The sequence below is a fragment of the Acinetobacter nematophilus genome, from assembly GCF_026344175.1.
Taxonomy (GTDB): Bacteria; Pseudomonadota; Gammaproteobacteria; order Pseudomonadales; family Moraxellaceae; genus Acinetobacter; species Acinetobacter nematophilus.
Map to the genome: position 1 here is coordinate 28,157 of NZ_JAPKMY010000015.1, position 14,073 is coordinate 42,229.

13 protein-coding genes are annotated in these 14,073 nt (G+C 37.9%); 6 read left to right on the plus strand and 7 right to left on the minus strand.

Going from position 1 to position 14,073, the window contains the following annotated elements:
- Positions 1-85: 85 nt before the first annotated feature.
- Both OSH00_RS19105 and nadC read right to left on the minus strand, forming a co-directional pair.
- Positions 86-1,249: a hypothetical protein gene (locus tag OSH00_RS19105; protein ID WP_266131733.1), complete on the minus strand. Its 1,164-nt coding sequence runs from the start codon at positions 1,247-1,249 to the stop codon at positions 86-88.
- Positions 1,250-1,400: 151 nt separating this feature from the next.
- Complete coding sequence (gene nadC, locus OSH00_RS19110; protein ID WP_266131734.1) at positions 1,401-2,246, minus strand: carboxylating nicotinate-nucleotide diphosphorylase; 846 nt, start codon at positions 2,244-2,246, stop codon at positions 1,401-1,403.
- Positions 2,247-2,399: 153 nt separating this feature from the next.
- Between nadC and ampD the strand changes: the two genes are divergently transcribed.
- Positions 2,400-3,005 carry a 1,6-anhydro-N-acetylmuramyl-L-alanine amidase AmpD gene (gene ampD, locus OSH00_RS19115; protein ID WP_266131735.1) on the plus strand — a complete coding sequence of 202 codons (606 nt, stop codon included), beginning with the start codon at positions 2,400-2,402 and terminating at the stop codon, positions 3,003-3,005.
- Positions 3,006-3,061: 56 nt separating this feature from the next.
- Positions 3,062-4,612, plus strand: a complete 1,551-nt coding sequence (murJ, locus tag OSH00_RS19120; protein ID WP_266131736.1) for a murein biosynthesis integral membrane protein MurJ — start codon at positions 3,062-3,064, stop codon at positions 4,610-4,612.
- 74 nt (positions 4,613-4,686) lie between these two features.
- On the opposite strand, the gene OSH00_RS19125 is transcribed toward murJ, so the two are convergent.
- The 5 genes from OSH00_RS19125 to OSH00_RS19145 all read right to left on the minus strand — a co-directional run bounded on the left by OSH00_RS19125 (position 4,687) and on the right by OSH00_RS19145 (position 10,070).
- Entirely contained in the window at positions 4,687-5,376 is a 690-nt protein-coding gene (locus OSH00_RS19125; protein WP_266131737.1) for a BamJ family beta-barrel-assembly machinery protein, read from the minus strand.
- Positions 5,377-5,422: 46 nt separating this feature from the next.
- Positions 5,423-6,133: a BamJ family beta-barrel-assembly machinery protein gene (locus OSH00_RS19130; RefSeq protein WP_058972003.1), complete on the minus strand. Its 711-nt coding sequence runs from the start codon at positions 6,131-6,133 to the stop codon at positions 5,423-5,425.
- A 189-nt stretch (positions 6,134-6,322) separates the two neighbouring features.
- Entirely contained in the window at positions 6,323-8,518 is a 2,196-nt protein-coding gene (locus OSH00_RS19135) for a polysaccharide biosynthesis tyrosine autokinase (RefSeq protein WP_266131738.1), read from the minus strand.
- Between the two features lie 21 nt (positions 8,519-8,539).
- Positions 8,540-8,968 carry a low molecular weight protein-tyrosine-phosphatase gene (locus OSH00_RS19140; protein ID WP_266131739.1) on the minus strand — a complete coding sequence of 143 codons (429 nt, stop codon included), beginning with the start codon at positions 8,966-8,968 and terminating at the stop codon, positions 8,540-8,542.
- A 1-nt stretch (position 8,969) separates the two neighbouring features.
- Positions 8,970-10,070, minus strand: coding sequence for a polysaccharide biosynthesis/export family protein (locus tag OSH00_RS19145; RefSeq protein ID WP_266131740.1), 1,101 nt, complete (start codon positions 10,068-10,070; stop codon positions 8,970-8,972).
- Between the two features lie 396 nt (positions 10,071-10,466).
- Here OSH00_RS19145 and rfbB point away from each other — a divergent pair, with 396 nt between their 5' ends.
- From rfbB to rfbC, 4 genes are all read left to right on the plus strand, one after another.
- Positions 10,467-11,537 (plus strand): dTDP-glucose 4,6-dehydratase, encoded by a 1,071-nt coding sequence (rfbB, locus tag OSH00_RS19150; protein WP_266131741.1) that lies wholly within the window; start codon positions 10,467-10,469, stop codon positions 11,535-11,537.
- 15 nt (positions 11,538-11,552) lie between these two features.
- Positions 11,553-12,461 (plus strand): dTDP-4-dehydrorhamnose reductase, encoded by a 909-nt coding sequence (gene rfbD, locus OSH00_RS19155; protein WP_266131742.1) that lies wholly within the window; start codon positions 11,553-11,555, stop codon positions 12,459-12,461.
- The gene (rfbA, locus tag OSH00_RS19160; protein ID WP_266131743.1) at positions 12,458-13,360 is read left to right on the plus strand and encodes a glucose-1-phosphate thymidylyltransferase RfbA; all 903 of its coding nucleotides are present in this window, start codon (positions 12,458-12,460) and stop codon (positions 13,358-13,360) included. The genes rfbD and rfbA overlap by 4 nt, the downstream gene beginning before the upstream one ends.
- Positions 13,361-13,424: 64 nt before the next feature.
- Complete coding sequence (rfbC, locus tag OSH00_RS19165) at positions 13,425-13,979, plus strand: dTDP-4-dehydrorhamnose 3,5-epimerase (RefSeq protein WP_266131744.1); 555 nt, start codon at positions 13,425-13,427, stop codon at positions 13,977-13,979.
- Positions 13,980-14,073: the final 94 nt, after the last annotated feature.

A 14,073-nucleotide genomic window follows, 5' to 3' on the forward strand; every position in this document is an offset into this window, starting at 1 on the left:
GCAAATTAAACTTTTTAACTAAAATTTTGACTGAGTTAACCAAGATAAAAGCCCAAAGAAATGACTCATTCTTTGGGCTTAAGATTTAACGGCTTACTCGTTGTATTGCTTCATTATAAGTCTCACTTGGCTTGTATTGATTTGCCAATTGATAATGATGTTTGGCTTGGGCAAAATCTTGGTTATTTTCATAGATTTTACCCATATTATAATGAGAATACGCTTTGGTATTGTCATTGGTCGCCAAAGCAATCGCTTTTTGATTTGCCCATAATGCTTCTGAGGCACGATTGAGTTTTTGATAGGTTACGGCAAGATTACTATAGGTTTGCCCTACATTTGGATTGTAGTCTATCGATTGTTGATAGAGCATGGCTGCTTGTTCAATCTGATTATTTTTATAGGCTTTGTCTGCATTTAGGTTGAGTGTTTTAGCTCGCTTCTGTGCATCCGCAGAAACAGGCACAAGATTCACTCGGGTAGTTTGATTTTGATAATTCGAGACGCTTGAACCAACTTGACTGGCATTCACGGTGGTTCCAGAAATACGGTTGATGTCTTGAATTTCGCCTTCTGGGCTAATTCGGAAGACAGTCCAAAAATTCCCGGTTTGACCTGTCGGGATATAATAGGAACGAATCAGCGACTCTCCTGCATAGACCATGACTTTGGCTTGGCTATTGGATAGATTGTTTGTGTTGGGTCGATCACGATCTGAAAAATCATGCACTGAATAAACGTAATATTGACCTTCAAGACGTTGATCAATGGTGACGGTTTCTGGACCATAAGAGTCGGTATCATCGACATCTAGATTTGCTGATAAGCCTTGTTTACTGTCCCAGTAAACATGCTGATTTTTATAACTTAAATGTGAATCAAGATCCAAAGGATTTTTGCCCCAGTTCAGGACAATACGCATACTGTTTAAATCTTTAAGCACAGGGCTGAGTGCATAGGTCATACCATCACATGGGCATTTTGCCACAAGTGTTGAATAACCTGATTTTTTAATAATCAGTAAATTATCAGCGCCGTCTGCAGCATTGCTATTGACTGTACTTCGTCCATCGGCATTGGTAGAGCTCGAGGCAGAGTGTTCACCGTTCTTTTGTAAAATCACTTCGGCATTGGCAATATTTTGATCTTTGACGGTTGCACTTAACACATGAACATTGACGGTGTCTGCATGGCTAAAAATCGGAATCGCTAAAGCGAGGAGTGATGGAGATAGAATATGTTTTTTCATTGTTTATCTCTTATCTTTACAGATGATTTATTGATTATTTAAAGTATATTGAGCATAAAAGTAGCTGATTATTTATTCACTGATCGTTATATTTTGTAATAAAAAAAAAGCAGCACTTTGGTACTGCTTGATTAAGGCATATTCCGAGTGTTTAGCCATTAAAACGCATTGATAAATCAATGGCTTTGACATCTTTGGTTAAGACACCCATCGAAATATAATCCACACCGGTTTGCGCCACTTCAGTTAAAGTCTCTAAGGTGATATTGCCTGAAGCCTCTAATTTACAACGTCCCGCAACATGCTTAACTGCATCGATCATTTGCTGTTGGCTAAAGTTATCTAACATCACAATGTCAGCTTGAGCTTCAAGGGCTTGATTCAGTTCATCCCATGTTTCAACTTCTACTTCAACGGGCTTGTTGGGTGCGATTTGACGTGCTTTGGCGATCGCCTGTGCAATTCCACCCGCCGCCATGATATGGTTTTCTTTAATTAGGAATGCATCAAATAAACCCAAACGATGATTTTGCCCGCCACCTACACCCACCGCATATTTTTGTGCAATACGTAAACCGGGTAGAGTTTTGCGTGTATCCAACAGTTTGGTTGGCGTACCTTCCAGATATTTTACATATGCTGCAGTTTTGGTTGCGACAGCAGATAGCGTTTGCACAAAGTTTAATGCTGGACGTTCTACAGTCAGTAAGCTACGTGCAGAACCTGCCAATTGATAGATCGTTTCATTGGCTTTGACGACATCACCATCATTTTTCAACCACGTAATTTGTACTGTTGGGTCGTATGCCTTAATCAAGGCATTCACCCACGGTTGTCCAGCAAGAACCATGTCTTCACGAGAAATAATAGTAGCAGTCGCTTGTTCATCTTCTGGCGTGAGGAGGGCGGTGATATCCGCATCGCCAATATCTTCTTGGAGTGCTTGTTGAATATTAATTTGAATCGATTGTTCAAGCAAAGCTTCAGGTATGCTCATGGATATCCCTATGGTTGTTGCCCTTAAAAACTGAGCGATATATTAGCATTGTCATTGCAAGTTTGAAGAAGTTTTTATTTTATATGGATAAGAGTACACTAAAATATTGAAATTCGCTTTGTTGAAAATAAACAAGCCCGGTAGGAATAAGATATGCAATCGGCATCAAAGTTTCAGGTTGTAAATGGTCAATTGACTGGCGCAAGACAGGTCCCATCTCCTAATTATAATCAACGTCCTGAAAATACTGAGATTCAGCTGATTGTTGTTCATAATATCAGTTTACCCCCCTCACAGTTTGGTGGAGGCTATATTGAACAGTTTTTTCAAAATCAACTCGATTGCTCATTACATCCTTATTTTCAAACCATTCAAGGCATGCAAGTTTCTGCACACCTATTGATTTTACGAACAGGTGAGATTATCCAGTTCGTTAATTTTAATGACCGTGCTTGGCATGCAGGACGTTCCTCATATTTGGGAAAAGTGGAGTGCAATGATTATTCCATTGGCATTGAATTGGAAGGCAGTGATGATCTCGACTTTGAAGAAGTGCAATATCAACAGTTGGTTGATGTGGTAATGGCTTTGCAACAGGCATATCCGAAGACTGATCATCATTTAGCAGGGCATTCCGATGTTGCACCTGGTCGAAAAACTGACCCAGGAGCACATTTTCAATGGCAACGCTTTCGGGAAGAATTGACGCAGAAAAAATTGAGTATAAAAAATAAGACTAAAATAGATTTCTGTTTATGATTTAACAACGCAATTTTGAGAATATTTAATTACAATAGCGACTTTATTTTAACTAGGTGAATACGATGGCGCTGTGGCGATCCACCTTTATTGTTAGTGCAATGACCATGCTGTCAAGAGTCTTGGGTCTGGTACGAGATATGGTACTGCTCAATGTCTTTGGTGCAGGTAAGGATTTTGACACCTTTGTAGTTGCTTTTCGTATTCCCAATTTTTTCAGGCGGTTGTTTGCTGAAGGGGCTTTTTCTCAAGCATTTATTCCCGTTCTCACTGAGTACAAAACTACAAAACTGCATGCTGAAGTGCAAATTTTGATTAGTCGGGTGTTTGGTTGTTTGTTAATGGTGATGTCATTATTAACGCTGATCAGCATGATTATTGCGCCAGTCATTTTGTATATTTATGCACCTGGTTTTCATAGTGATCCTGCCAAATTTGACCTTGCTGTCGATATGTTCCGTTTGACGATTCCATATCTGATGTTTATGTCACTGACCGCGTTTGCCAGCAGTATTTTAAACAGCTATGGATCATTTGCATCACCTGCATTTTCGCCTGTATTGCTCAATGTTGCAATGATTGCAGGGGCTTGGTGGCTAACGCCTTATATGGCACAGCCAATTATGGCACTGGGTTGGGCTGTGGTTGCTGCAGGGGTTTTACAACTTGCCATACAAATTCCTGAACTCTGGAAGAAAAAATTGCTGATTCCACCTAAAGTTGATTTTAAACATGAGGGTGTAGATCGAATTTTAAAGCTGATGTTGCCTGCTTTATTTGGGGTATCTGTGACACAGATTAACTTGTTGTTGAATACAATCTGGGCATCGTTTATGCAAGATGGTTCTGTTTCATGGTTATATAGTGCAGAGCGAATGACTGAATTGCCGCTTGGGCTGATCGGAGTTGCGATTGGTACAGTGATTCTTCCTTCACTTTCGGTGAGTAAAGCTGAACAAGATCAAGCCAAGTTCCGTAGAATGTTGGATTGGGCGGCACGTGTGATTGTTTTGGTGGGCGTTCCTGCCAGTATTGCATTATTCATGTTGTCTACCCCCATTATTCAAGCGCTTTTCCAACATGGTGCTTTTGATGCACGTGATACGCAAATGACTGCATTGGCTCTGCAATGTATGAGTGGTGGTGTACTGGCATTTATGCTGATTAAAGTCTTTGCACCAGGTTTCTACGCCATTCAGGATACCAAAACACCTGTACGGGTGGGATTAATGGCCGTTGCTGCCAATGCCATCCTAAACGTGATATTTATTGGAATCTTTAAACTGATTGACTGGCAAGCAGAGCACATGGCTTTAGCGATTGCATCATCTGGTTCAGCTTTGGTGAATGCAGGTATGCTGTATTTTTATTTGCATAAAAAAGACATATTCCGTTTTGGTGCACATTGGAAAAAACTTTTCATTCAGTTTGCGATTGCCAATATTGCCATGGTTGCAGCGTTATGGTGTGCTTTGACTTGGTATGATGGTAGCGTTTCTCAATGGATCCGGATTCTTGAAGTGGTGGGGCTATGTCTAGTCGGTGTGATTGCTTATGCTGTTGCTTTACTTGTATCGGGTTTTAGACCAAGACATTTAAAGCATTAACGATAAGATTGATGCTTATTAGAAATAAAAAACATCGCAATTTAAGCGATGTTTTTTTAATATTTATGCTGAAACTAAGGTAACACTTTCAACAGCTCTACATCAAAGATTAAGGTACTGTCTGGTCCAATCGCATCACCTGCACCCATGTCTCCATAGGCGAGTTTTGCTGGAATAAAGAAGCGATATTTAGCACCTTCTTTCATCAGTTGTAACCCTTCAGTCCAGCCTTGAATCACTTGGCTGACTTGGAACTCAACAGCTTCGTTGCGTGCAAAAGAACTATCAAAAACGGTGCCATCCAGTAAGCGACCTTCATAATTGACAGATACTTTAGACTTCGCAGAAGGTGATTTTCCTGTTCCTTGTTGCAGGATACTATATTGTAAGCCACTTGGACGTGTAATCACGCCTGCTTTTTTTGCATTTTCAGCAAGAAATTTTTCACCAAGTTGAGCATTTTCATCAGCGACTTTTTTAAATTCTAGCAACTGTTTAGCTTCAGTCTGTTGCTTGTATTGGGCTAATGCCTTGGCCATTTCTTCGTCGGTCAATGCAGCTTTTTGACCTGTAGATCCTTCTTTGATGCCTTGAATAAAGGCATCTAAATTGATCTGTTTAAGGGTATCAGCATTGCTACGTCCCATGACATAACCATAGCTGTAGCCAAGTTGATCTTGCTGAGCGCTTTTATTGTTAATGGGTGCAGCAAAAGTAACGCTACTTATTAAACCCATACTGAGTGCAATCAGTGTCTTTTTCATAATTAAAAATCCAAAAAGGAGAGTAAACCTCTCCTTTCTTTAACTGTTATTTCACTTGAATCAGTTCAACATCAAAAATGAGTGTACTGTTTGGAGGAATCGTCCCTGGAACACCTTGTTCACCATATGCCAGTTTTGCAGGAATATACAAGGTTGCTTTGCCGCCTTCTTTCATCAGTTGTAAACCTTCAGTCCACCCTGGAATCACTTGATTTAAAGGGAATTCAACAGGTTGACCACGGTCATAAGAGCTATCAAACACTTTACCGTCTAAAAGTTGACCTTTGTAGTGTACGGTCACTTGTGAGGTCGCAGATGGCTGTTTGCCTGTGCCTTCTTTGGTGATTTTATATTGCAATCCTGATGCAGTTGTTTTAACACCTTCTTTCTTTGCATTTTCTGCTAAGAAAGCATCACTGGATGCATTAGACTGTTTTGTTTGTTGCAATTGCTTTTGTTGCATTTCTTTTTGAAACTCAACATAAGCCTTTTGTAGTTCTTCGTCGGTATAGGCACGTTGCTTTTTCGCATGACCGTCACGGATACCGTTAATAAATGTATTGACATCAACTTCTGGTGGAGTTTGGCTGGCAACTTCATAACCAAGCGCATAACTGATTTTTTCTACAGGTTTTGCGTCTTTTGACATTGAATGACTACTGTTTACATCAGCAGGGTGTTGAGATGCATAATAAACAGGAACAAGTGCAGCACCACCTAAGATTACAGCGATTGCGATGGGTAAGGCTTTACTCATAAAAAATTCCAAATTTTAATCTTTTAACAAGTTCATTTACGGATGAACAGAAACTGCTCAAGCATATAACTTCTTTAGTCTAAACGATATAGTTATCTGAGCTGAACAACTAAAAATATACAGTTATGTTGTCCATTGACCCAGTATAAAAAAAGCCAGAATGAATCTGGCTTTTTGTCTTATTTGGAATTAATCATCTTTGGTCGATGTATAAGCATAAGCGTAATTATAGCCATAATTACCGCCAGCTGTGGCTTGAACATCGTTGAGAATAATCCCGTTCACTTTGCTTCCTGCTTGTTCAAAGCGATTCACAGTCAGCTCCAACTCTTTCATCTGAGTTTTGGCATAGCGCGCAACCACCAAGTTAACACCTGCGAATTGTGAAATGATGATACCATCTGTCACCGCCAAGATTGGTGGTGTATCAATAATAATATGATCATATTGCTGAGACAGTTGAGCGAGCAGTTCACTAAAACGTGGAGAACTCAGCATTTCAGCTGCATTGCCTTGATTCTTACCACGAGGCAGAAAATCTAAATGACTTACACTATTTGAATGCACAATACATTGTTCTAGTGTACTTTGATTGGTTAGATATTCAGTTAAACCTGGCGCGGTATCATGGTCAAAGTATTTATGCAAATAGCCACGACGAATATCGGCATCAATCAAAAGGACTTTTTTATTACCCTGCGCAAAAATTGCGGCAAGGTTTGTTGAAATAAAAGACTTTCCAATTTCTGGTGCAGGCCCTGAAATCGCGATAATATTATTTTTGGCATTATTCAAGGCAAAATGAATTGTGGTACGGATACTGCGTAAACTTTCAATCGCAATATCTTCACTATTTTTAACTGCAAGAATAGGAATCGATTTTTTCTTTTTCAGCAATTGTACACGACTTTCCTGAATCGGAGAGCGAGGAACAGTTGCATAGACGGGTAAATCAAGTTCATTTTCGATACTAGAAGAATCTTTGATACCTGATGAAAGTAAATTTCGAAATAGAGCAATCAGAACACCAATAAAACCACCCACAAAAATTGATAAAATTAGGATAATTAGTTTTCTTGGTTTAATTGGTTTTACGGGTTCTACTGCTGTATCAATGATACGTACATTACCAATTTCACCCGCTTTTACAATTTTTAATTGCTGATAGCTGTTTAATAAAGAGGTGTAGAGTTCAGTATTGACTTTAACATCACGATAGAGTTGTAAATATAAACGTTGGGTTTCAGGTAAACGCTTAATCGCTTGATTCAACTCAGTCGATTTTTTCTGGATCGCCGCAAGTTGCGCATTGATCTCAGTCATCAGCGGATGATCGGGGGTGTATTTGGCAGAGTACTCCGCTTGTTTCTGCTTTAACTCAATCCGCATTTTTTCGAGTTCAACATTCTGCTTTAACATCAACTCTGATTCTTGAGTCACATCCACAGTATTGTATTGTTCACGGAATTTATTGAATTTAATCTCAGACTGTTCAAGCTGTTGCTTGAGCTCTGGGAGCTGTTGATCAAGAAAACTTAAGGTTTGTTTAGACTCTAAGGTTTTACGCTCAATGTTCTGCTCATGATAAACACCTAAGATATGATTCAGCACCTGAGTGATGTGTTGTTGATCATTTCCGCTATAACTTAGACCAATCACACCTGTCATTCTACCTTTTTCAACAACTGAATAACTTTTTTGAATCAACTTAACAGTTGAAGGTAGGGAAAGTTTGGTGAGTGTAAAGTCTTGTTGAAATGGATGGGGGCTGTTAATTTGTACTGACCATAGGCCTTTACTGTCTTGTGCTTGATTGAGTTGGTTTAATAAACCCTTAAATACAACTTGATCTTGATAACTTAAACTGAATTGATTCTTATCTAAAAAATTTAATACAAGTTTTTTATCATCATAATATTGTGGAACACCCAACTTTAAAATAGAAAAACTAGATTGATTTTTTTTAAAATCAACAGATTGAGCAGTATAAGTGAGCTTGGTTTTGTCTTTTGAAACGAGTTTATGTAAAAAAGTGTTTTCATTATCTTGAATTTGAATATCTAAATTCAAATTTTTGATGACTTTTCCAAGTACAAGCCGAGAATTTAATATTTGTATTTCAGCATCAGCAGGAGATTTTTGACCTAAACCACCCGCAACATCTTTAAGTTCACCCATTAAGGCTGCAGAAGCGGCACTTTTACCATCTTCCACTTGCACCATCGCATCTGTGGAGTAGACAGGGGAGATTACACGTAAATAGAGCAGAGCACAGATCAAACTTAAAATGGTACAAAGCGCAATCACTTTCCATTGGGCGATTAAAGAGAAAAACAACTCTTTTAAGTCAATCGTATCATCATTAGTTTTTGAATTTTGATTCATAGGTAAACAACTAATTAAAAATTATAGATGTGATTGCCAGTCTTTGGCATAGGATTGGATATTTTCACATGTTTCATCAAAAAAAGCTTGATCATGTTGGTATGGATCAGGCACATTTTGACTTTGCCAGTGTCCTAAACGAAACACTTTACCTTTGGCAAAAGGCCATTTCTGCTCAATATGTTGAGACTGATTTTTACTCATCACCAAGATTAAGTCTGCTTTTTTGATCAGATCTGCATTAATTTGTCGTGCAATATGCGAACGCATATCAATACTCAAAGCATCCATACAAGCAATGGCCTTATCATCCGCACTATGTCCAACCATTGCAGAAAGACCTGCTGATTCAATATTTAAATTGGGATGACTTTGCTTTAAAAAAAACTCTGCCATTGGACTTCGACAAATATTGCCCACACAGACCACCAGAATATTTTGGATTTGCATCTTATTTACCCAACTGGTCAAAGCTATATAAAGCACTTGAGAATGGGATAACTTGATTCATGATACGTTGCCAGCGTGTTAGACCTGTAGCATCAATATAAACGATATCATTTTTTTGCATGGCAAATTGATTGGCTAAAGCCAAATTACCTAGACTACTTAAATTTAGGTGATAAATTGTCGATTGCTTGGTATTTAAATCGGTACGCATCACATAAATTCGTGCGGCACTGGCTGAATAAGGACTAATGCCTTCACTCTCACCAAGTACATCACTTAAGGTCATCCCTTGATCACGCAATGTTAGCGCTTGGCTTCGGCTGGATTCGCCCATCACATAGAGTTTTTGATCTTGTTTGGTGTGGACAAAAATGGTGTCATTCGGTTGAATCAATAACTGATGTAGAGACAGGCCCTGTTTTTCTAATTGAATGGTATTTAAGTTATAGGTTTGACCATTTCGAATCAGTTGAATATTGGTCGTATCGCCTGTTTTTGTGTCTATACCACCAGCTTGACCTAATGCAGTATAAATACTGATCGGTTGGTCATTGAGGGTGTATTGACCACTTTTCATCACTTGACCATTGACAAAGTAACGACGCCCTTCATAAGACAATACACGGACAACCACATCAGGATGCTTTAAATATTTTGCAAACTGGTTGTGTAAAAAACGATTGGTTTCAGCTAAGGTCTTACCAGCAATACGTACTGATCCAACCAAAGGCAATTGAACATTACCGTTTGAGTCAATCGGATAACCTACAGCTTTGATATTGGTCGCATCTTGAATGGGAGGCGTAATTTCAGGGTATGCCCAAAGCTGAATAGAAAGAACATCGCCTGAACTTAAACGATAAGTATTTTGTTGATGATGAAATAAAGAAGCAAGATCACTTGATTGTGCTTGATTGGTAATATTGAAGCTTGGAATTGTGGTTTGGGTTAATTGAACAACTGAGAGTTCAGCACCTTGATCCGTTTTATACTGTCCTTGCTCAGGTAAATCATAGGTTTGAAGCCCTGAAGTGATCGCACAACCAGAAAATGAAATTGAAATGGCTAAAATTGTCAACAGTGATGTGTACGGATACTTCACATTCAAAACCCTTATTTTATACTGCGTTGTTACTTTAGAATTTAATCTTGAGGATGGATTGTAAGCTAAAAAATATAGATTGGGTATCTTCTTGTTGCACTGTAATTGTATTAAAACCGAAAAAGAACTGTGTTGAGTTGTATCTATTTAATGATTTTTTAGCATTTAAAGAATAAAGTCCTTCGAGGAGATTAATGTCGTGAGATGCAAGCAAATAGATCGAGCAGATTAGAAGCTATCAATATATGAATTTAAATTGAGTTTAGCTATAATTCTTCATCTGTATTTAAAGTAAATAAAAGTACATGTCTTAATGATAGTTTAGTTACTTTTAAAATTAAGGTTTATATTGAAAATTTCAACTACATTGATTAAAAATGATTTGCAGGGTGTTGTATGAGAATTTTGGTGACAGGTGGAGCTGGTTTTATTGGATCAGCAGTAGTTCGCTATATTATTAAGAATACAGATAATCATGTACTTAATGTTGATAAATTAACCTATGCAGGAAATTTAGAGTCTCTTAAAGATGTAGACCAAAATAAACGATATCAATTTTCACAAACTGATATTTGTGATCGTCAGGCCATGGATCAATTGCTTGAAGATTTTAAACCTGATGTGATCATGCATTTGGCAGCTGAGTCACATGTTGATCGTTCTATTACAGGTTCTGCCACATTTATTGAAACCAATATTATTGGAACCTATCAGTTGCTTGAAGCAACTCGTCAATATTGGAATAATTTGACAAAAGATAAAAAACAAAGCTTTCGCTTCCATCATATCTCTACGGATGAAGTATATGGTGACTTAGAAGGTACGGATGATCTATTTCTTGAGACCACACCGTATGCACCAAGCTCACCGTACTCTGCAAGTAAAGCCAGTTCAGATCATTTGGTCCGAGCATGGCAAAGAACGTATGGTTTACCTACGATTGTCACCAATTGTTCGAACAATTATGGTCCTTATCACTTTCCTGAAAAATTAATTCCTTTAGTGATACTAAATGCTCTAGATGGCAAGTCTTTGCCAATCTATGGCAAGGGTGACCAAATTCGTGATTGGCTATTTGTCGAAGATCATGCGCGTGCGCTCTATAAAGTTGTGACAGAGGGTGTTGTTGGTGAGACTTACAATATTGGTGGACATAATGAAAAACAAAATATAGAAGTAGTCAAAACCATTTGTAAAATTTTGGATGAGTTAAAACCACAAGCCAATAGTCAACCTTACGAAACATTAATTACTTTTGTTAAAGATCGTCCTGGACATGATTTACGCTATGCAATCGATGCAAGTAAGATCAAAAATGATTTGGGCTGGGTGCCTGAAGAAAGTTTTGAAACAGGTATTCGAAAAACTGTTGAATGGTATTTGTCTAATCAGGATTGGGTTGAAAATGTTCAAAGTGGTGAATATAAAAATTGGGTCAAACAACAATATCAATCTGAAAATGCTTAAGCTTTGAATAATACGATGAAGATTTTATTACTTGGAAAAAATGGGCAGGTTGGTTGGGAGTTGCAGCGTGCATTACAACCACTGGGTCAAGTCATTGCTCTTGACCGCACGATGAATGAAAATGGTTTGTGTGGTGATTTAGCAGATTTTGATCAAATTCAAAATGTATTTGAGAAAGTTCAACCAGCTATCGTAGTCAATGCTGCCGCATATACCGCTGTTGATAAAGCTGAATCAGATCAAGAAACAGTTGATCAGATTAACCATCTCGCTGTTAAAAAACTTGCTGAGCTTTGTAAGCTTCAAAATTGTTTACTTATTCACTATTCTACAGATTATGTATTTAATGGTGAGGGCGAAACAGCGTGGTCTGAAAATGATCAGTCTGAGCCTGTAAATTTTTATGGTCAAACTAAACGATTAGGTGAAATTGCCATAGAGCAAAGTGGGTGCGCATATATCAACTTTAGAACATCTTGGGTGTATGGCACATATGGTCATAATTTTATAAAAACCATGCTGAAATTAGCATCGAGTCGTAAAGAGTTGAGTATTATCAATGATCAAATAGGCGCTCCAACAGGAGCTGCTCTGATTGCTGATGTGACTTGTCAAGCTTTGAAATATTATTTACTGGTCGATTTAGATCAACAAAAACAGCTACAAGGTCACTATCACCTTGCGTCTACAGGTCGATGTTCATGGTATGAATATGCACAGTTTATTTTTGATTTGGCAAAACAAAAAGGTCAAAATTTAACAATTCAAAAAGTAAATCCAATTGAAACATCCGCATATCCAACACCTGCAAAACGTCCATTAAATTCGCGTTTAAATACAATGAAGCTACAAACAAATTTTAAAATACATCTACCTCACTGGAGGTTAGGTGTAGCACAAGTTTTAGAGGAAATAATCCAATGAGCCAATTAAAACGTAAAGGTATTATTCTTGCTGGTGGGTCTGGAACACGTTTATATCCGATCACAATGGGTACATCAAAACAGCTCCTTCCAATTTATGATAAACCAATGATTTATTACCCGTTGTCTGTTTTAATGTTAGCTGGAATTAGTGAGATTTTGATTATTTCAACGCCTGAAGATTTGCCTAATTTTGAGAAGTTATTAGGCACGGGAGAAGAGTTGGGAATAAAACTTTCTTATAAAGTGCAGCCTTCACCAGATGGCTTAGCTCAGGCTTTTATTTTAGGTGAAGATTTCATTGGTGATGATAATGTTTGTCTTATTCTTGGAGATAATATCTTTTATGGGCAAAGCTTTGGAGCACAATTAAAGCGGGCTTCTGAACGAAAAGCAGGGGCAACTGTGTTTGGATATTATGTTAATGACCCTGAACGTTTTGGTGTGGTTGACTTCGACGCAACCGGTAAGGCGCTAAGCATAGAAGAAAAACCAGAACAGCCTAAATCAAATTATGCAGTTACTGGACTTTATTTTTATGATAGTAAGGTGGTTGAAATTGCAAAAAATATTAAACCATCACATCGCGGTGAGTTGGAAATTACTGACGTAAATAATGTCTATTTACAGCAACAAGAACTCAATGTTGAGCTTCTTGGGCGTGGGTTTGCTTGGTTAGATACAGGTACCCATGACTCATTACTTGAAGCAAGTCAATTTGTTCAAACCGTTGAGCATCGTCAAGGTTTAAAAATTGCCTGTTTAGAAGAAATTGCCTTTAATAATGGCTGGATTGATGCTGGACAGTTATTCAATAGAGCAACTTTTTTTAAGAAAACTGGCTATGGTCAATATTTACTAAAATTGCACCAAGAACAGCAAAAGAAATCACAGATATAGTATTTAAAGTATGAAGATTTTAATCTGCGCTTAACGCTTAATATGTTAAATAGAGATATAAAAAATGAATGTAATTGAAACAAAGATAAAAGGTCTATTAATACTTGAACCTAAAGTCTTTGGCGATGATCGTGGTTGGTTTATGGAAAGCTTTAATCAAAAAGCTTTTGAACAAGCATTACAAGAGCGCGGATTAGATGTACCTCAGTTCGTCCAAGATAATCACTCTTTGTCTCAAAAAGGTGTATTACGAGGTTTGCATTTTCAAAAAGCACCCTTTGCTCAAGGTAAATTAGTACGTGTTGTTCAAGGTCGTGCATGGGATGTGGCTGTTGATATTCGAGAAGACTCAGAAACCTATGGGCAGTGGTTTGGTGTTGAACTTTCGGGTGAAAACCATAAGCAATTTTGGATTCCTGAAGGTTTTGCCCATGGTTTTGTCGCATTGGAGGATAATACCCAATTTTTATATAAAGCAACAAATTATTATAATAAAGCAAGTGAGCGTGCAATCATTTGGAATGATGAGGACTTGGCTATAGATTGGCAGGTTGATGGTTTAGTGGAAATACTTGTGAGTGAAAAAGATCTAGAGGCAAATCGTTTTTCCAGTATTTAAAATTTTTGGATTAATAAGTTGTGTCAGGTGAAGTAGCCCTAAAGATATGACTGTCATGCAAAATGCTTACAATAGCCTTAGATTGAAATCTTTT

What these genes read in the sequence shown, in the direction of transcription:
- OSH00_RS19105 (WP_266131733.1), bottom strand. Translation starts at nt 1,249, where the DNA reads ATGAAAAAACATATTCTATCTCCATCACTCCTCGCTTTAGCGATTCCG.
- nadC (WP_266131734.1), bottom strand. Translation starts at nt 2,246, where the DNA reads ATGAGCATACCTGAAGCTTTGCTTGAACAATCGATTCAAATTAATATT.
- ampD (WP_266131735.1), top strand. Translation starts at nt 2,400, where the DNA reads ATGCAATCGGCATCAAAGTTTCAGGTTGTAAATGGTCAATTGACTGGC.
- OSH00_RS19125 (WP_266131737.1), bottom strand. Translation starts at nt 5,376, where the DNA reads ATGAAAAAGACACTGATTGCACTCAGTATGGGTTTAATAAGTAGCGTT.
- OSH00_RS19130 (WP_058972003.1), bottom strand. Translation starts at nt 6,133, where the DNA reads ATGAGTAAAGCCTTACCCATCGCAATCGCTGTAATCTTAGGTGGTGCT.
- OSH00_RS19135 (WP_266131738.1), bottom strand. Translation starts at nt 8,518, where the DNA reads ATGAATCAAAATTCAAAAACTAATGATGATACGATTGACTTAAAAGAG.
- OSH00_RS19140 (WP_266131739.1), bottom strand. Translation starts at nt 8,968, where the DNA reads ATGCAAATCCAAAATATTCTGGTGGTCTGTGTGGGCAATATTTGTCGA.
- rfbB (WP_266131741.1), top strand. Translation starts at nt 10,467, where the DNA reads ATGAGAATTTTGGTGACAGGTGGAGCTGGTTTTATTGGATCAGCAGTA.
- rfbD (WP_266131742.1), top strand. Translation starts at nt 11,553, where the DNA reads ATGAAGATTTTATTACTTGGAAAAAATGGGCAGGTTGGTTGGGAGTTG.
- rfbA (WP_266131743.1), top strand. Translation starts at nt 12,458, where the DNA reads ATGAGCCAATTAAAACGTAAAGGTATTATTCTTGCTGGTGGGTCTGGA.
- rfbC (WP_266131744.1), top strand. Translation starts at nt 13,425, where the DNA reads ATGAATGTAATTGAAACAAAGATAAAAGGTCTATTAATACTTGAACCT.